General features: G+C 62.4%; 13 protein-coding genes. 11 read left to right on the top strand and 2 right to left on the bottom strand.

Annotated elements, in window-relative coordinates; all coding sequences use genetic code 11:
• Positions 1 to 68: 68 nt before the first annotated feature.
• Complete coding sequence (locus C4Q26_RS04050; RefSeq protein ID WP_023379484.1) at positions 69 to 2,105, top strand: NADPH-dependent 2,4-dienoyl-CoA reductase; 2,037 nt, start codon at positions 69 to 71, stop codon at positions 2,103 to 2,105.
• 671 nt (positions 2,106 to 2,776) lie between these two features.
• Complete coding sequence (locus C4Q26_RS04045) at positions 2,777 to 3,676, top strand: 1-aminocyclopropane-1-carboxylate deaminase/D-cysteine desulfhydrase (protein ID WP_023379485.1); 900 nt, start codon at positions 2,777 to 2,779, stop codon at positions 3,674 to 3,676.
• On the opposite strand, the gene C4Q26_RS04040 is transcribed toward C4Q26_RS04045, so the two are convergent.
• Positions 3,667 to 4,212 (bottom strand): cytochrome b, encoded by a 546-nt coding sequence (locus C4Q26_RS04040; RefSeq protein WP_104882802.1) that lies wholly within the window; start codon positions 4,210 to 4,212, stop codon positions 3,667 to 3,669. The genes C4Q26_RS04045 and C4Q26_RS04040 overlap by 10 nt on opposite strands.
• 197 nt (positions 4,213 to 4,409) lie before the next feature.
• Here C4Q26_RS04040 and C4Q26_RS04035 point away from each other — a divergent pair, with 197 nt between their 5' ends.
• Entirely contained in the window at positions 4,410 to 6,017 is a 1,608-nt protein-coding gene (locus C4Q26_RS04035) for a WG repeat-containing protein (RefSeq protein WP_041925450.1), read from the top strand.
• Between the two features lie 12 nt (positions 6,018 to 6,029).
• Here the strand turns inward: C4Q26_RS04035 and C4Q26_RS04030 are convergent, their stop codons facing one another.
• Entirely contained in the window at positions 6,030 to 7,007 is a 978-nt protein-coding gene (locus C4Q26_RS04030) for a DUF1853 family protein (RefSeq protein WP_177429825.1), read from the bottom strand.
• Between the two features lie 43 nt (positions 7,008 to 7,050).
• Between C4Q26_RS04030 and C4Q26_RS04025 the strand changes: the two genes are divergently transcribed.
• The 8 genes from C4Q26_RS04025 (at position 7,051) to C4Q26_RS03990 (ending at position 17,402) form a co-directional block, all read left to right on the top strand.
• Positions 7,051 to 7,941, top strand: coding sequence for an NAD(+) kinase (locus C4Q26_RS04025; RefSeq protein ID WP_023379489.1), 891 nt, complete (start codon positions 7,051 to 7,053; stop codon positions 7,939 to 7,941).
• The gene (locus tag C4Q26_RS04020; protein WP_023379490.1) at positions 7,941 to 8,912 is read left to right on the top strand and encodes a metallophosphoesterase; all 972 of its coding nucleotides are present in this window, start codon (positions 7,941 to 7,943) and stop codon (positions 8,910 to 8,912) included. Before C4Q26_RS04025 ends, C4Q26_RS04020 begins: the two co-directional genes overlap by 1 nt.
• On the top strand, positions 8,909 to 9,796 hold the full coding sequence (locus C4Q26_RS04015; RefSeq protein WP_023379491.1) for a rhomboid family intramembrane serine protease: 888 nt from the start codon (positions 8,909 to 8,911) through the stop codon (positions 9,794 to 9,796). Before C4Q26_RS04020 ends, C4Q26_RS04015 begins: the two co-directional genes overlap by 4 nt.
• Before the next feature lie 156 nt (positions 9,797 to 9,952).
• Positions 9,953 to 10,213, top strand: coding sequence for a YeaC family protein (locus C4Q26_RS04010; RefSeq protein WP_023379492.1), 261 nt, complete (start codon positions 9,953 to 9,955; stop codon positions 10,211 to 10,213).
• Positions 10,210 to 11,040 carry a DUF2797 domain-containing protein gene (locus C4Q26_RS04005; protein WP_023379493.1) on the top strand — a complete coding sequence of 277 codons (831 nt, stop codon included), beginning with the start codon at positions 10,210 to 10,212 and terminating at the stop codon, positions 11,038 to 11,040. Before C4Q26_RS04010 ends, C4Q26_RS04005 begins: the two co-directional genes overlap by 4 nt.
• 12 nt (positions 11,041 to 11,052) lie before the next feature.
• The gene (gene pepN / locus C4Q26_RS04000; RefSeq protein ID WP_104882800.1) at positions 11,053 to 13,710 is read left to right on the top strand and encodes an aminopeptidase N; all 2,658 of its coding nucleotides are present in this window, start codon (positions 11,053 to 11,055) and stop codon (positions 13,708 to 13,710) included.
• A gap of 255 nt (positions 13,711 to 13,965) precedes the next feature.
• Positions 13,966 to 15,006, top strand: a complete 1,041-nt coding sequence (locus C4Q26_RS03995) for a YCF48-related protein (RefSeq protein WP_027907517.1) — start codon at positions 13,966 to 13,968, stop codon at positions 15,004 to 15,006.
• Positions 15,007 to 15,026: 20 nt separating this feature from the next.
• Positions 15,027 to 17,402, top strand: a complete 2,376-nt coding sequence (locus C4Q26_RS03990; protein WP_041925608.1) for an RND family transporter — start codon at positions 15,027 to 15,029, stop codon at positions 17,400 to 17,402.
• The last annotated feature ends 36 nt before the right edge of the window (positions 17,403 to 17,438 follow it).

Here is a 17,438-nt window from a genome sequence, read left to right as displayed (position 1 = left end):
AACGATAGGCCCCGCCAGCGTGCGAGGTGCCTGCATTTCCGTGATCACGCCACATGGGGAACCGTTTCATGGCTGCCGACCGCTATCCGCACTTGCTGGCCCCGCTCGACCTGGGCTTTACCACCTTGCGTAACCGCACCTTGATGGGCTCGATGCACACCGGCCTTGAAGAGCGTCCCGGCGGTTTCGAACGCATGGCGGCCTACTTTGCCGAGCGCGCGCGCGGTGGCGTCGGGCTCATGGTCACGGGGGGTATTGCGCCCAACGATGAAGGGGGCGTTTATTCTGGCGCGGCCAAGCTGAGCACCGAGGAAGAAGCCGACAAGCACCGGATCGTCACCGACGCCGTGCACGCCGCTGGCGGCAAGATCTGCCTGCAGATACTCCACGCCGGGCGCTATGCGTACAGCCCACGCCAAGTCGCGCCCAGCGCCATCCAGGCTCCGATCAACCCCTTCAAGCCCAAGGAGCTGGACGAGGCGGGGATCGAAAAGCAGATCGCCGACTTCGTCAATTGTGCCGTGCTGGCCCAGCGCGCTGGATACGACGGTGTCGAGGTCATGGGGTCGGAAGGGTATTTCATCAACCAGTTCCTGGCCGCCCACACCAACCACCGCACGGACCGCTGGGGTGGCAGCTACGAAAACCGCATGCGCCTGGCGGTCGAGATCGTCCGCCGCGTGCGCGAGGCGGTAGGGCCGGCATTCATCATCATTTTCCGCCTGTCGATGCTCGACCTGGTCGAAGGTGGCAGCAGTTGGAATGAGATCGTGCTGCTGGCCCAGGCCATCGAGCGCGCAGGCGCGACGCTGATCAACACCGGCATCGGATGGCATGAGGCGCGAATTCCGACCATTGCCACCAAAGTGCCGCGCGCGGCATTCACCAAGGTCACCGCCAAGCTGCGCGGTGCGGTCAAGATCCCGCTGATCACCACTAACCGCATCAACACGCCGGAAGTGGCCGAGGCAGTGCTGGCCGAGGGCGATGCCGACATGGTCTCGATGGCCCGGCCGTTCCTGGCGGACCCAGATTTCGTCAATAAGGCCGCCGAAGGCCGTGCCGATGAAATCAACACCTGCATCGGCTGCAACCAGGCCTGCCTGGACCACACGTTCGGTGGCAAGCTGACCAGTTGCCTGGTCAACCCACGGGCCTGTCACGAGACCGAGTTGAATTACCTGCCGGTCACAAAGGTCAAGCGGATCGCCGTGGTCGGCGCCGGCCCTGCCGGTCTGGCGGCCGCGACCGTGGCTGCCGAGCGAGGCCATGAGGTGACCCTGTTCGATGCAGCAGACGAAGTGGGCGGCCAGTTCAACGTCGCCAAGCGGGTGCCGGGCAAGGAAGAGTTCTTCGAGACGCTTCGCTACTTCCGCAACAAAGTGCGCAGCACCGGCGTAGAGCTGCGCTTGAACACCCGTGTCGACGTCGAGGCATTGGTGCAGGGGAAGTTCGACGAAATCATCCTGGCGACCGGCATTGTTCCCCGTACCCCGGCCATTCCAGGGGTCGAGCACAACAAGGTCCTCAGCTACCTGGACGTGCTGCTGGAGCGCAAGCCGGTGGGCAAGAGCGTGGCGGTGATCGGGGCGGGCGGTATCGGTTTCGACGTTTCCGAATACCTGGTTCATCAGGGGGTGGCCAGCAGCCAGGACCGTGACGCGTTCTGGAAGGAGTGGGGCATCGATACGCACCTCGAAGCACGCGGCGGCGTGGCGGGTATCAAAGCCCAGCCGCATGCGCCTGCACGGCAGGTGTACTTGCTACAGCGCAAGAAATCCAAGGTCGGCGACGGCCTCGGCAAGACCACCGGCTGGATCCACCGTACGGGCTTGAAGAACAAGCATGTGCAGATGCTCAACAGCGTCGAGTACCTGAAGATCGACGACGACGGCCTGCACATCCGCGTCGGCGAGGGGGAGCCGCAGGTGTTGGCGGTGGACAATGTGGTGATTTGCGCCGGGCAGGATCCACTTCGTGAGTTGCATGAAGGGTTGGCGGCGGCGGGGCAGTCGGTTCACCTGATCGGTGGGGCCGACGTTGCTGCCGAACTGGACGCCAAGCGGGCGATCAACCAAGGGTCGCGGTTGGCGGCGGAGCTTTGAGCCACTCGCTGTCCAAGTAGTTGCGGTGGTGCTGACCTTTAGGCTTGAAGGCTGGCACCATCGGTTCGGACATGGTTTCTGGCTCGGTGCTAACGAGCGCTTTATGGGAAAGTCGCAATTTCGGTCACGTTGTGCATATCGCACCTAGGCATAAGCGGTTGTTGCGGGAGCAATGTGGGTAGGTAGGAAAGCGCCTGCTCGGTGAGGTCGGGCAGCGAGCCGCAGATCGTTGTGTGCAGGTTTATGGCAAGGCTCTACCCGTGTTGCGGCGCACGAGGAGTGGTGGTGAGCAGGGTAACGATATCGCCCAATGCCCCTGACAGCGCCATTGCATTTCCGGCCACCCATAACTTGGCGCTGCAAGTGTGCAACCGTTGCAGGCAGAGGTGACCCTCACTGACATTGGCCAGCCATCGGGTGAATACATCGATGCGCTGAGCCAGATCCTCGGCTTCCAGGGTTTCGGGAGGCGCGATAACGAACGCAGAGGATATGAGAGGCTCGCCTTCCTCAAGAGACAGGCGAGCGACGTTAAAAAATGAATCTCTATCTGTATGCAGGGGGGCTGGGGCGCGTAGGAAGATTCGTTATCTATTCGTGGAAAGGTGGCTCATGCCCCAGGCCCTGCTGCTTCGCCTGGTAAACTGCAGCACCAACCAAGGTCTCTCGCCATGTCCCCGTGCCTCTCAGAGCTACCCTCCGCGTTCTTGCAAACTTTTCATCTGCCATGGCTGCAAAACGCTGCGATCGAAGCCGCCATCCTGCGCCTGGACCTGATCGACCCGCTGATCAGCGGCAACAAATGGTTCAAGCTGCGCCACCACCTGCAGCGCGCACATGAAAAGGGCGCGCCCGGCCTGATAAGCCTTGGCGGCAACCATTCCAATCACCTCCACGCCCTGGCCGCTGCCGGTAAACGCTTTGGTTTCGCCACGGTGGGGCTGCTGCGCGGTCATGCCCAGGACACGCCAACCGTTCGGGACTTGCAGGGCTTTGGCATGGAGCTGCACTGGCTTGGATACGACGGTTACCGTGCGCGCCACGAGCCCGGTTTCTGGGCGCCCTGGCAGGCTCGCTACCCGGGATGGCACTGCATTCCCGAAGGCGGTGGCGGGTTGGCGGGCGCCGAGGGTTGTGCAGCGATCGTCGAGCAGGCACAGGCGCAACTGGGAGCGCTGGGGTGGTCAGCGTACGATGCCTGGTGGTTGGCGGCAGGAACCGGGACCACGCTGGCGGGCCTGGTACTGGCCGAGGCGGGTAGGCACGCCGTTCATGGCGCGTTGGCAGTGCCGTGGGATCATGGTGTGCCGCAGACGGTCAGGGAACTGGTCGGCGCTGACGGTTACCAGCTGCACGAAGCCTGTCGTGGCGGTTTTGCCAAGTTCGATGAGGACCTGCTGGCGTTCGTCGACGCGTGCGAGCGACACAGTGGTGTGCCGCTCGAAGCCGTCTACACCGGCAAGGCCTTGCTGGCCTTGCGCGACCAGGCTGAGGCCGGGCTGTTCGAGCCCGGCACCCGCCTGATCTTTCTGCACACCGGTGGCCTGCAGGGGCGGCGCGGTTACTTGTAGGGCAGCATGCGCAGCAGCGTGTTGTCGCGCTGCACATAGTGGTGGTACAGGCCGGCCAGTGCGTGCAGTCCGATCAGCCAGTAGCCCCAGCTGCCCACGCGCTCATGCCAGCCCTTGATGAACTTGGCTTGATCCGGGTCGGCACCGATCAGGTGTGGCAGTTCCAGGCCATAGAACGGCACCGGCTTGTCGGCGGCGCTCAGAATCAACCACCCGGCCAGCGGCAAACCGATCATCAACAGATACAGCGCCAGGTGCATCAGGTGCGCGAGGCCGGTTTGCCAGGTAGGTGGCTTGGGCACGATGGGGGGTGTCGGTCGAGTCACCCGTACGGCAAGGCGCAACCAGACCAGCACGAATACCGTCAGGCCAAGCATGAAGTGCAGGTCTTTCATCAAGTTGCGTTCGGCGCTGTCCTTGGGGAACAGGCCGCGCAACTCGATGCAGGCGTATACAGCGGCGAGCAACACCAGCATCAGCCAATGCAGGGCGATGGACAGGCGTGCGTAATGAGTCGCGGGGGTAGATGAAGCCATGGTCGGTCCTCGTCATCAGGTCGAAAAGAACGCTCTTGGCGGCGCTCGTTCCTAACTGTAACTGGTACGGGAATCTTTTTTTTGCTTTAGATCTGTGAAACTTCGTCGATACAATCCGCTGAGCGATGGCGAATAGCTATTTGCTGTTTGCTCAAGGAAGCAAGTTATACGATTTTCTACACAAGGACTCTGTGTAAATGAAACCTTTCACAGCCGCTTCGAAGGCGGCGCTGCTTTGTGCTTTATCCACTCTCATGCTGGGCGGTTGCCAGCAAACCCCCGAAACCAAACCGCTTGCCAACCTGACCATCCCCCTGTGCGTCAACGACCAATGCGCGGTCATTGACCAGACCGGCAGTTTGCTGGTGGGCCCCGATAACACTTATTCGGGCCTCTACACCGTACCTTTCAGCAATTCCTTCATTTTTGGCGATGGTGATCACTGGAGCCTGGCCAGCCGTGATGGCAAGCAGGTGATCAAAGCCGATATCACCGATGAGCTGTATACCCTGACCCCTGGCTTGTTCGGCTTTGTCCGTGATGGCAAGGTCGGTGTGATGGACGAGCAGGGCAAGGAAGTCCAGCCGGCGCTCTTCGACACCGTATATGTCGGCGGCGAGAATGACTTCATCGTTTATGAAGTGAACGAACTGCGCGGCATTCTCACGGTCAAGGGCGAGAAGGTCAGTGACCCGGTGTTCGATTCGATGTACGTGCGTGGCGCCATGAAAGGTAACTGGGTGCTCGCCAAGCGCGAAGGCGAAAGCTGGGGCTATAACCTGGATACTCGCACCCTGCGCAAGCTCGACTTCGATGACATCGTCGTCGTCGGCGACGGCCACCTGGTGGTCAAGCGCGAAGGTGCCGAAGGCTCGGGTCTGGCCGATGCCGCGGGTAACCTGGTGGTGCCTTTCGGCAAGTTCTGGCTGGGTAACCCAGGGGCTGGATTGGTGGCCTTCAAGGCCACCTACGACGGGATGTGCGGCTATATGGATTACCAAGGCAAGACGGTCATCGAGCCTCGGTATGAAACCTGCGAAGCGTTCGGCAAGACCGGTGCGATGGTGCAACAGCCGCGTACCGAGGCGGGAAGGGGCAAGGCGGGGATGATCGGCCATGACGGCAAGTGGCTGATCGAGCCGAAGTACGACTCCATTGGTGATGCGGGTACCGGCACCGGCATGATCGGTCATCGTCCGGGCTTCAGCCATATTGGCGTGATGCAGAACAGTTTCCTGGCCACCTTTGGCACCGTCGACCTGGACAAAGGCACCGTGTTGATCGAGCCCACTTATGCTGAGGTCGGTGTGCTGGCGCCTGAGCGTTTCGCGTATTCCGAGCTGCAATCGCCGCGCAAGACCGTCAAGGTCTGGGGTATGCCCGATCAGGTGCGCACTGTGGGGATGATGGATGCCAAAGGCACGGTGTTGATCAAGCCGGAGCAGTTCGTCAGGCTCTCGCTGACCGCCGACAAGCAGCACGTGCTTGCCGCCGAGGGTGAGTCCACCGACGCCAATCGCGCCCTCTACGACCTGGACGGCAAGTTGTTGGTGCCGGCCAAATGGCAGGCCATCAAAGTCGACATGGACCGCGGAGTGATCTTTGGTTATCGCGTCGAAGGGTACAACGACGATGCGGTCAGCACCTTGCGGGCCATGTATCGCCTCGATGGCACGGTGGTGTTCGACACCAACCGCTTACCGTGCGGTGCCGAGCAGGTAGTCGATGGCAAGGGCAAGGTGCTCTGGCCGACCGATGCCCAAGCCCACTGCCCCAAGGCTGAACCGGTAGCCGACGCCTCCTGAGGCACGGCGTTCTCAAAGGGGCAGGTGCGGCCAGTCGTCAGCGACCAGGAACAGCCGCTCTGCCTCTTCCCACGCCCCGTCCGCCTGCTCCTCCAGGCGGACCAGCAATTGTGCAGGGGCATGCTCGTCCAGTGCCTGCAACCATTCGCCGATGCCAGCACGCACCAGCAGGTCCTCGGCCTGGAAGCGTGCCGGTGCCAGCCACGCGTGGCGCGGCAAAGGCTGCCAGAACTGCTGTGGTGGCGGTGACCAATCCTTGCGGTGCGACCAGTGCCCACGCAAATGTTGCGGATTGCTCGGCGACGGTGAGTCGGTCTGGCCGGGACAGGGGTAGAACAGGTAGCCGCTCATCCACAAGTGCGCATTGATCTCATCGACACCCAGATCGGCCAGCCTGTCACGTGCCTGTGCACTGCGCGACATGGGCAACTGGTGACCCACGACATGGGCCAGTTTGCTGCCTAGTCGGTCGTGGCAGCCGGGGCCCAGCCAATCGGCCGGGTCGTGGCCGTCAGTCTGCTGGGGGCCGAGGTACAGCTTTATCGCCAGTTCCAGATGATGCACGCCCTCGCGATCGCGCAGGACGATATCCAATTCGCCCAGCGTTCTACCGCCTTGGCGAATCGCCAGGTTGCCGGCCAGCAACTCGACGCCAGGGGCGTGGCGCAGGGCAAACTGCCAGAGACTTTCGTAGTACAAGCCCAAACGCTGGCTGGTCAGCTGTACCAGCCAGGCGCGCAGCGGCTGGTCGTCGGCATCCAGCGACCGTAGCCACAGCGCCAGGCCTTGTGGATCGTCCGCCCAGGCACTGCCCGTCAGCGGATGGCGCTGGGGGCAGGGCGGGGCACTGAGCAGCGGCGGCGACAGCAGTACCCATGCCAGGTCGCGAACCGCTGGGCGGCGAAGTTGGCGGGGCAGGTCGTGCAGATCGGCAAAAGGCATCATCCTGCGAGCATAGCCGGTTTGCCGCTGCCCGGTCGTTTCGCCCATAATCCCGGCATAGTCACCCGCCGCAGAGCCTCGCAGGAGCCCCATGGAGCAATTTCGCAATATCGGTATCATCGGACGCCTTGGCAGCTCGCAGGTGCTCGACACCATTCGCCGACTGAAAAAATTCCTCCTCGAGCGCCACCTGCACGTGATCCTCGAGGACACCATCGCCGAAGTCCTGCCCGGCCATGGCCTGCAAACCTCCACCCGCAAATTGCTAGGCGAGGTCTGTGACCTGGTCATCGTGGTAGGGGGCGACGGCAGTCTGCTGGGCGCCGCCCGCGCCTTGGCCCGTCACAATATTCCGGTGCTGGGCATCAACCGGGGTAACCTGGGCTTTCTGACCGATATCCGCCCGGACGAGCTGGAAGTGAAAGTCGCCGAGGTGCTCGACGGCCATTACCTGGTGGAAAACCGCTTCCTGCTGCAGGCCGAGGTGCGCCGCCATAACGAGGCCATCGGACAGGGCGATGCGCTCAACGACGTGGTGCTGCACCCTGGCAAGTCGACGCGGATGATCGAGTTCGAGATCTACATCGACGGCCAGTTCGTCTGCAGCCAGAAAGCCGACGGCCTGATCGTCGCCACGCCCACCGGCTCCACCGCCTATGCGCTGTCCGCTGGCGGCCCGATCATGCACCCCAAACTCGACGCCATCGTGATCGTACCGATGTACCCGCATACCCTGTCTGGGCGGCCGATCGTGGTGGACGGCAACAGCGAGCTGAAAATCGTCGTGTCCAAGGACCTGCAGATCTACCCGCAGGTTTCCTGTGATGGCCAGAACCACTTCACCTGCGCCCCTGGCGACACCATCACGGTGAGCAAGAAGCCACAGAAGCTGCGCCTGATCCATCCGCTGGACCACAACTACTACGAGGTCTGCCGCACCAAGCTCGGCTGGGGCAGCCGCCTGGGAGGTAGGGACGACTGATGCTCGATCCGGCGCGAAGTTTCGACATCATCGGCGACGTGCACGGCTGTGCACTGACCCTCGAACGGCTGCTCGACGCCCTCGGCTACAAACGGGTCGGCGGTGTCTGGCGCCACCCTCGGCGCCAGGCGTTGTTCCTGGGTGACATCGTCGATCGCGGGCCGCGCATTCGCGAGGCGCTGCACATCGTCCACGACATGGTCGAAGCCGGCCAGGCGTTCTGCATCATGGGCAACCATGAATACAACGCCCTAGGCTGGGTGACCCCGGCACTGCCGGGCAGTGGCAAGGCCTACGTGCGCGAACATACACCCCGGCATGCCCGCCTGATCGACGAGACCCTGACTCAGTTCGCCCATCATCCAGGCGACTGGCACGACTTCCTGCAGTGGTTCCATGAGCTGCCGCTGTTCGTCGATGCCGGGCGTTTCCGCCTGGTGCACGCCTGCTGGGACGCCCGTCTGATCGAACCGTTGCGCCAGCAATATCCGCAAGGGCGCATCGACGAGCATTTCATCCAGGCATCGGCGGTGTCCGGCAGCTTTGCCGCCACCGTGTGCAATCGCCTGTTGCGCGGCACCGACATGCGCCTGCCGGACGGCCTGACCCTGACCGGTGGCGATGGCCTGACCCGAGCCTTTTTCCGCACCAAGTTCTGGGAGGAAGACCCGCAGACCTACGGCGACATCGTGTTCCAGCCCGATGCCTTGCCGGAGGAAGTGGCCAGGACACCGCTCAGCCACACCGAGAAAAATGCTTTGCTGCGCTATGCCGAGGACGAGCCCATGCTGTTCGTTGGCCATTACTGGCGTAGTGGCCGACCGGCGCCGATTCGCGACAACTTGGCATGCCTGGACTACAGCGCGGTGCTGTATGGCAAACTGGTGGCCTACCGGCTGGATGACGAAACCCGTATCGACCCGCACAAGTTCGTCTGGGTCGATGTCGACCGACCGCAGGCCAACCAATGAACGTCGTTGAAGTGATACGCCTGCCGCTGACGGTCGACCTCAGCGGCTTCGTCCAGCTGCTGCAGCGCCTGCAGGTGCCGCACCGTGTGATCGTGGAGGGCGAAGCCCAGGTGCTGTGGGCGCCAGAGACAATGGCCGCCGACGTCCTCCAGCTTTATCAGCGCTTCCCGGACGGCAACGCCGACGTACCGCTTGCGCAACCCCCTGTGGAAGCCAGTATGCCGGTGAATGCTCCAGCACCACCGTCCCTGGCCGAACAAGCCCGTGCCTGCAAGGTCACCGCCTTCATCCTGTTCCTGTGCCTGGTGGTCGCTGGCCTCACTGGCTTGGGCGAGAACTTCACCACCATAGGTTGGTTCACCTTTCTGGACTTCCGCGTCCAGGGCGAATACCTGTACTTCACCCCCTTGGCGCAAAGCCTGGGCGATGGGCAATGGTGGCGGCTGGTCTCGCCCATGCTGTTGCACTTTGGCGTGCTGCACCTGGCGATGAATGGCCTATGGTACTGGGAGCTGGGCAAACGCATCGAACTGCGCCAGGGTCCATGGATGCTGCTCGGCCTGACCCTGTTATTCAGCCTGGTGTCCAACCTGGCCCAGCATTTCGCGAGCGGGCCGAGCCTGTTCGGCGGCTTGTCCGGCGTGCTGTACGGGTTGCTGGGGCACATCTGGTTGTACCAATGGCTCGCGCCGAACCCGCTGTTCAGCCTGCCCAAGGGGGTACTGGTGATGATGCTGATCTGGCTGGTCATCTGCCTGACCGGTGTGGTCGGCCAGCTCGGGTTTGGTCAGATCGCCAACGCCGCCCATGTCGGCGGGTTGCTCATCGGATGCTTGACGGGCCTCTTGGGTGGGGCCCTTGCCCGGCGTAAACTGTCGGTTTGATTACGGCTTTGTACGAGAAGTGCCTGCCCGACCATCATGCTGCGTTGAAAACAGGCTCGGAATGCGTATTTACAAACAGTAAACTCCGCTTCCTCGCCTGTTTTTGCCTCGCCTGATCGCCGTTCGGCGATTTTCGTCCAAACCCCAGGAGACGCTATGTCCACTTTCGCGCAAATGATCGAAAACATTACCCCTGAAATCTATGCAAGCCTGAAAACGGCCGTGGAAATCGGCAAATGGTCCGACGGCCGCAAGCTCACCCCCGAGCAGAAAGAGCTGTCGCTACAGGCCGTGATCGCCTGGGAGATGAAGAACCTCCCCGAGGAGCAGCGCACCGGCTACATGGGCCCGCAAGAGTGCTCGTCGAAATCTGCGCCAATCCCTAACATTCTGTTCAAGTCGGACTCGGTACATTGATCGAACTCGCTCGTGGCTCTCTGAGCAAGATGGCGGTACGCCTGGAAGCGCCGGTCGTCCAGTACAGCTTCCGCCTGGATGACACGCAGGTGCCGGTGAACCCGCTGATCGGGCAGTCGATCCGCCTGGAATACCTTGGCGCCATTCATTGCACCCACTGTGGCAAACGCACCAAGACCAGCTTCAGCCAGGGCTACTGCTACCCGTGCATGACCAAGCTGGCCCAGTGCGACGTGTGCATCATGGCCCCGGAGAAATGCCACTACGACGCAGGCACTTGCCGCGAACCCGCCTGGGGCGAGCAGTTCTGCATGACTGACCACGTGGTGTACCTGGCCAATTCGTCGGGTATCAAGGTCGGCATCACCCGCGCCACTCAACTGCCCACCCGCTGGCTCGACCAGGGTGCCAGCCAGGCGCTGCCGATCATGCGCGTGGCCACCCGTCAGCAATCGGGTCTGGTCGAGGATGTGCTGCGCAGCCAGGTACCGGACCGCACCAATTGGCGCACGCTGCTCAAGGGCGACGCCGAGGTGCTCGACCTCATGGCCATCCGCGAGCAGATCTTCGACGCCTGCGCCGACGGTATCCGCGGTTTGCAGGAGCGTTTCGGCTTGCAGGCCATCCAGCCATTGGCGGATGCCGAGGTGGTCGAGATGCGTTACCCGGTGGAGGCTTACCCGAAAAAGATCGTCAGCTTCAACCTCGACAAGGACCCGGTGGTGGAAGGCACGCTGCTGGGCATCAAGGGCCAGTACCTGATTTTTGACACCGGCGTGATCAACATTCGCAAGTACACGGCCTACCAACTGGCCGTGCTTCAGTAAAGGATCGTCACCATGCGCACCGAACAACCGCAAGTGATCTACCTCAAGGATTATCAGGCCCCTGAGTACCTGATCGACGAGACGCACCTGACCTTCGAGCTGTTCGAGGACCACACGCTGGTCCATGCGCAACTGGTCATGCGCCGCAACCCCGAGCGTGGCGCCGGTCTGCCGCCGCTGGTGCTCGATGGCCAGCAACTGGAACTGTTGCGTGCGTCGCTGGACGATCAGGAGTTACAGGCGGGCGACTACCAGCTCGATGGCGACAGCCTGACCGTGCAGCCTGAAGGCGAGCGCTTCACCCTCGATACCAGCGTGAAGATCCACCCGGAATCCAACACAGCCCTCGAAGGCCTTTACAAGTCCGGCAAGATGTTCTGCACCCAGTGCGAGGCAGAAGGTTTCCGCAAGATCACCTATTACCTCGACCGCCCGGACGTGATGAGCACCTTCACCACCACGGTGATCGCCGAGCAGCATCGCTACCCGGTGCTGCTGTCCAACGGCAACCCGGTCGGCAGCGGCCCGGCCGAGGATGGCCGGCACTGGGCGACCTGGGAAGACCCGTTCAAGAAGCCGGCCTACCTGTTCGCCCTGGTGGCCGGAGACCTGTGGTGTGTCGAGGACAGCTTCACCCGCCAGTCCGGTCGCGACGTGACCCTGCGCATTTACGTCGAGCCCGAGAACATCGACAAGTGCGACCACGCGATGGTCAGCCTCAAGAACTCCATGCGTTGGGACGAACAGGTCTACGGCCGTGAATACGACCTGGATATCTTCATGATCGTCGCGGTCAACGACTTCAACATGGGCGCCATGGAAAACAAGGGCCTGAACATCTTCAACTCCAGTTGTGTGCTGGCCCGTGCCGAAACCGCCACCGACGCCGCCCACCAGCGCGTCGAAGGCGTGGTTGCCCACGAGTATTTCCACAACTGGTCGGGCAACCGCGTGACCTGCCGCGACTGGTTCCAGCTGTCGCTCAAGGAAGGCTTCACGGTGTTCCGCGATGCCGAATTCAGTGCCGACATGAACTCGCGCACGGTCAAGCGCATCGAGGACGTCGCCTACCTGCGCACCCACCAGTTCGCCGAAGATGCCGGCCCCATGGCCCACCCGGTGCGCCCGGACAGCTTCATCGAGATCTCCAACTTCTACACCCTGACCGTCTACGAGAAGGGCGCCGAGGTGGTGCGCATGGTCCGTACCCTGCTGGGCGCCGAGGGCTTCCGCAAGGGCAGCGACCTGTACTTCGAACGCCACGATGGCCAGGCGGTGACCACCGATGACTTCATCAAGGCCATGGAAGATGCCAACGGTGTCGATTTCACCCAATTCAAGCGTTGGTACAGCCAGGCCGGCACGCCGCGCCTGGAGGTCAGCGAGTCTTATGACGCGACGGCGCAGACCTACAGCCTGACGTTCCGCCAGAGCTGCCCGGCGACCCCGGACAAGGCCGAGAAGCTGCCGTTCGTGATCCCGGTCGAACTGGGGCTGCTCGATGCTGCAGGCAACGACCTGCCACTGCAGCTGGCCGGTGAAGGCTCGGCAGCAGGTACCACCCGTGTGCTGTCGGTGACCGAAGCCGAACAGACCTTCACCTTCCAGGGCATCGCGGCCAAGCCGCTGCCGTCGCTGCTGCGCGGTTTCAGCGCCCCGGTGAAACTGAGCTTCCCGTACGACCGCGACCAACTGATGTTCCTCATGCAGCATGACAGCGACGGCTTCAACCGCTGGGAAGCGGGCCAGCAGCTGTCGGTGCAGGTGTTGCAGGAGCTGATCGACCAGCATCAGCGCGGCGAAGCGCTGAAGCTCGACCCGCGGCTGATCACCGCCCTGGGCACCGTGCTGGGCAACGCATCGCTCGATGCAGCCATGGTCGCCGAAATGCTGTCGCTACCGGGCGAGGCCTACCTCACCGAGATCAGCCAGGTGGCCGATGTCGATGCGATCCACGCAGCTCGCGAGTTCGCTCGCCAGCAAATCGCCGAGCAGCTGTTCGACGCGCTGTGGGCCCGCTACCAGGCCAACCGTGAGGTATCGCGCAACACCCCCTATGTGGCGCAAGCCGAGCACTTTGCCCGTCGCAGCCTGCAGAACATCGCGCTGTCCTACCTGATGCTGACCGGCAAGCCGCAGGTGCTGGAAGCGACACTTGAGCAGTTCGAGCACTGCGACAACATGACCGAGCGCCTGACCGCCCTGGCCGTGTTGGTCAACGCCTCGTTCGAAGCCGAGCGGGCCAAGGCGCTGGAGGCCTTTGCCGAACACTTCAAGGACAACCCGTTGGTCATGGACCAGTGGTTCAGCGTGCAGGCGGCCAGTGCGTTGCCCGGTGGCCTGGCGCGGGTCAAGGCGCTGATGCAGCACCCGGCCTTCACGTTGAAGAACCCGAACAAGGTGCGTGCGCTGATCGGTGCGTTCGCCGGGCAAAACCTGGTCAACTTCCATGCGGCCGACGGTTCCGGGTACCGCTTCCTGGCTGACCTGGTGATCGAACTGAATGCGCTGAACCCGCAGATCGCTTCGCGTCAGTTGGCACCGCTGACCCGCTGGCGCAAGTACGACGATGCGCGGCAGGCATTGATGAAGGGCGAGCTGGAGCGGATTCTCGCTTCGGGCGCGCTGTCCAGCGATGTGTATGAAGTGGTGAGCAAGAGCCTGGCCTGAGTGCCCGATAAGCTGAACTCGCCTCTTCGCGGGTAAACCCGCTCTTACAGGTACACCACTGCGGTGGGATGACGGTAGGAGCGGGTTTACCCGCGAAGCTTTTGGGGCGGTTAACAAAACATAACGTCCTGCCCGTTGTATTGCCGCGACGTTCCCCGATAGCATGACCCCAAGCTATTGCAGGCCTCTAGATCAGGCTTTTCGCAGTACCTGCAAGGCACAGACCCACCAAGAAAAACACAACAGGGGACGGTCATGAGGGAGCGGTTTTTGACGCAGGCCAGGCGTGGTGCCTGGCCGTTGGCGACCGGTGCGATGCTGGCGCTGGCATTGGGTATGTGGGCGCACACCACGCAAGCGGCCGCCGCCCAGGAGTATTCCACCGAGTCGGCCAAGGCCAGCCAGAGCCTGTTGATCGACGCTGCCCATGCCGGAAAACGGCTGGTGGTGGTGGGGGATCGTGGCCATATCCTGTTCTCCGACGACCAGGGCAAGGCCTGGACCCAGGCACGCGTGCCCACCCGGCAGTTGCTGACCGCTGTCTTCTTTCTCGATGACAAACGCGGCTGGGCGGTCGGTCACGATGCCCAGATCCTCGCCAGCAACGACGGTGGCGCGACCTGGAGCAAACAGTTCGAAGACCTGTCCCGCGAGTCGCCGCTGCTCGATGTCAGCTTCCTCGATGCCCAGCATGGATTTGCTGTCGGTGCCTATGGCGCGTTGCTGGAAACCACCGATGGCGGCCAGCATTGGCAAGATGTGGCCGAGCGCCTCGACAACCCCGATCAACTGCATCTCAACGGTATTGCCCAGGTCAAGGATGCGGGCCTGTTCATCGTCGGCGAGCAGGGCTGCATGTTCCGCTCGGGTGACAACGGCCAGACCTGGTCGAAGGTCGAGGGGCCTTACGAAGGGTCGCTGTTCGGTGTGATCGGCACCTCCCAGCCTCGCACGCTGCTCGCCTATGGCCTGCGCGGCAACCTGTTCCGCTCCACCGATTTCGGCGACACCTGGCAGCCGATCGAACTCAAGGCCACACGTGGCACGCTCGAATTCGGCCTGGCAAGCGCTACGCTTCTCGATGACGGCACCCTGGTGCTGGTCGGCAATGGTGGCAGCGTGCTGCGCAGCCACGATGACGGCCAGACCTTCAGCGTCTATAACCGCGCCGACCGCATCGCCTTGGCCGGAGTCAGTGGCCTGGCCAACGGAGGCTTGTTGCTGGTGGGGCAGGGCGGTGTGCACCTGGCCACAGCCGAAGGTGGCGAGCAAACTACCGGGGAGGTGCGTCCATGACCAGTCGCGAGAGCATTACCATGCATCCTCACCACCAGGACAAGGCCACGTTGCTGGAACGCCTGATCTTCAACAACCGCCCGGTGGTCATCGCTTTGTGCCTGCTGGTGAGCATTTTCCTGTTCTGGCAGGCCACGCAGATCCGCCCGTCCACCAGCTTCGAGAAAATGATCCCACTGCAGCATCCGTTCATCGAGCAGATGATGGAGCACCGCAACGACCTGGCGAACCTCGGCAATACGGTGCGCATCTCGGTCGAAGCAGTCAATGGCGACATCTTCGACAAGGACTACATGGAGACCCTGCGTCAGATCCATGACGAGGTGTTCTACATTCCCGGTGTCGATCGCGCCGGCCTCAAGTCGCTGTGGAGCCCCAGCGTGCGCTGGACCGAAGTCACCGAGGAAGGTTTCTCCGGTGGTGAGGTGATACCCAACACCTACAACGGCTCGGCCGAGAGCCTCGACGCGCTGCGCGACAACGTGCTCAAGTCGGGCCAGGTCGGTCGCCTGGTGGGCAACAACTTCAAGTCCAGCATCATCGATGTGCCGTTGCTCGAGCGTTACCCGGACCCACAGGACCAGGGTAAGCTCATCAAGCTTGACTACCAGCAATTCTCCCACCAGCTGGAAGAGAAGATCCGCGACAAGTTCCAGGCCCAGAATCCCAACGTGAAGATTCACATCGTGGGCTTCGCCAAGAAAGTCGGCGACCTGATCGACGGCCTGGTGATGGTGGCGATGTTCTTCGGTGTGGCGCTGCTCATCACCTGGGCCCTGTTGTACTGGTTCACCTGGTGCATCCGCAGCACCATCGCCGTGCTCATCACCACCCTGGTGGCGGTGGTATGGCAGCTAGGGCTGATGCACGCGGTCGGCTTTGGCCTGGACCCTTACTCCATGCTGGTGCCGTTCCTGATCTTCGCCATCGGTATTTCCCATGGCGTGCAGAAGATCAACGGCATCGCGCTGCAGTCCAGCGACGCCGACAATGCCCTGACTGCCGCGCGGCGTACTTTCCGCCAGCTGTTCCTGCCGGGCATGATCGCCATTCTCGCCGACGCGGTGGGCTTCATCACCTTGTTGATCATCGACATCGGCGTTATCCGCGAACTGGCCATTGGCGCCTCCATCGGTGTCGCGGTGATCGTATTCACCAACCTGATCCTGCTGCCGGTGGCGATTTCCTATGTGGGCATCAGCAAGAAGGCCATCGAGCGCAGCAAGAAGGACGCCACCCGTGAGCATCCGTTCTGGCGCCTGTTGTCCAACTTCGCCAGTGCCAAGGTGGCGCCGGTGTCGATCGCCCTTGCTCTGGTGATGTTCGCTGGCGGGCTCTGGTACAGCCAGAACCTGAAGATCGGCGACCTTGACCAGGGTGCGCCGGAATTGCGCCCGGACTCGCGCTACAACCAGGACAACAATTTCATCATCAGCAACTACTCCACCAGCTCTGATGTGTTGGTGATCATGGTCAAGACGCCGTCCGAGAGCTGCTCGATCCACTCGACCATGGCGCCGATCGACGAGTTGATGTGGACCATGGAGAACACCCCTGGCGTGCAGTCGGCGATCTCTTTGGTGACGGTGTCCAAGCAAGTGATCAAGGGCATGAACGAGGGCAGCCTGAAATGGGAAACCCTGTCGCGCAACCCGGACATCCTCAACAACTCCATCGCCCGCGCCGATGGCCTGTACAACGCCGATTGTTCGCTGGCGCCGGTGCTGGTGTTCCTGAACGACCACAAGGCCGAAACCCTGGAGCGGGTGACTGCTGCGGCCAAGGCCTTTGCCGACAGCCACAACAAAGAGGGGCTGCAGTTCCTGCTCGCGGCCGGTAACGCCGGTATCGAGGCGGCCACCAACGAGGTCATCAAGTCCGCCGAGCTGACCATTCTGATCCTGGTGTACATCTGCGTGGCGGTGATGTGCATGATCACCTTCCGTTCCTTTGCCGCCACCCTGTGCATCGTGCTGCCACTGGTGCTGACTTCGGTGCTGGGTAACGCGCTGATGGCGTTCATGGGCATCGGCGTGAAGGTCGCCACCTTGCCGGTGGTGGCCCTGGGGGTGGGTATTGGCGTTGACTACGGCATCTACATCTACAGCCGCCTGGAGAGCTTCCTGCGCGCAGGCATGCCGTTGCAGGAGGCCTACTACCAGACCCTGCGTTCTACTGGCAAGGCGGTGTTGTTCACCGGGTTGTGCCTGGCCATCGGGGTATGCACCTGGATCTTCTCGGCGATCAAGTTCCAGGCTGACATGGGGCTGATGCTGACCTTCATGCTGCTGTGGAACATGTTCGGTGCGCTGTGGCTGCTGCCGGCGCTGGCGCGGTTCTTGATCAAGCCGCAGAAGCTGGCGGGCAAGGAGGGTGGGTCGATCTTCGCCCATTGACAGTCGTGGGTCTTGATCGCCGGCAAGCCGGTTCCT

Origin of the sequence: Pseudomonas sp. SWI44 (assembly GCF_002947915.1) — a bacterium.
Lineage (GTDB): Bacteria > Pseudomonadota > Gammaproteobacteria > Pseudomonadales > Pseudomonadaceae > Aquipseudomonas > Aquipseudomonas taiwanensis.
Note: the sequence above shows the minus strand (reverse complement) of the source record. Positions and strands in the feature narration are given on the sequence as shown.

What these genes read in the sequence shown, in the direction of transcription:
- C4Q26_RS04050 (WP_023379484.1), top strand. Translation starts at nt 69, where the DNA reads ATGGCTGCCGACCGCTATCCGCACTTGCTGGCCCCGCTCGACCTGGGC.
- C4Q26_RS04045 (WP_023379485.1), top strand. Translation starts at nt 2,777, where the DNA reads ATGTCCCCGTGCCTCTCAGAGCTACCCTCCGCGTTCTTGCAAACTTTT.
- C4Q26_RS04040 (WP_104882802.1), bottom strand. Translation starts at nt 4,212, where the DNA reads ATGGCTTCATCTACCCCCGCGACTCATTACGCACGCCTGTCCATCGCC.
- C4Q26_RS04035 (WP_041925450.1), top strand. Translation starts at nt 4,410, where the DNA reads ATGAAACCTTTCACAGCCGCTTCGAAGGCGGCGCTGCTTTGTGCTTTA.
- C4Q26_RS04030 (WP_177429825.1), bottom strand. Translation starts at nt 7,007, where the DNA reads ATGGGCGAAACGACCGGGCAGCGGCAAACCGGCTATGCTCGCAGGATG.
- C4Q26_RS04025 (WP_023379489.1), top strand. Translation starts at nt 7,051, where the DNA reads ATGGAGCAATTTCGCAATATCGGTATCATCGGACGCCTTGGCAGCTCG.
- C4Q26_RS04020 (WP_023379490.1), top strand. Translation starts at nt 7,941, where the DNA reads ATGCTCGATCCGGCGCGAAGTTTCGACATCATCGGCGACGTGCACGGC.
- C4Q26_RS04015 (WP_023379491.1), top strand. Translation starts at nt 8,909, where the DNA reads ATGAACGTCGTTGAAGTGATACGCCTGCCGCTGACGGTCGACCTCAGC.
- C4Q26_RS04010 (WP_023379492.1), top strand. Translation starts at nt 9,953, where the DNA reads ATGTCCACTTTCGCGCAAATGATCGAAAACATTACCCCTGAAATCTAT.
- pepN (WP_104882800.1), top strand. Translation starts at nt 11,053, where the DNA reads ATGCGCACCGAACAACCGCAAGTGATCTACCTCAAGGATTATCAGGCC.
- C4Q26_RS03995 (WP_027907517.1), top strand. Translation starts at nt 13,966, where the DNA reads ATGAGGGAGCGGTTTTTGACGCAGGCCAGGCGTGGTGCCTGGCCGTTG.
- C4Q26_RS03990 (WP_041925608.1), top strand. Translation starts at nt 15,027, where the DNA reads ATGCATCCTCACCACCAGGACAAGGCCACGTTGCTGGAACGCCTGATC.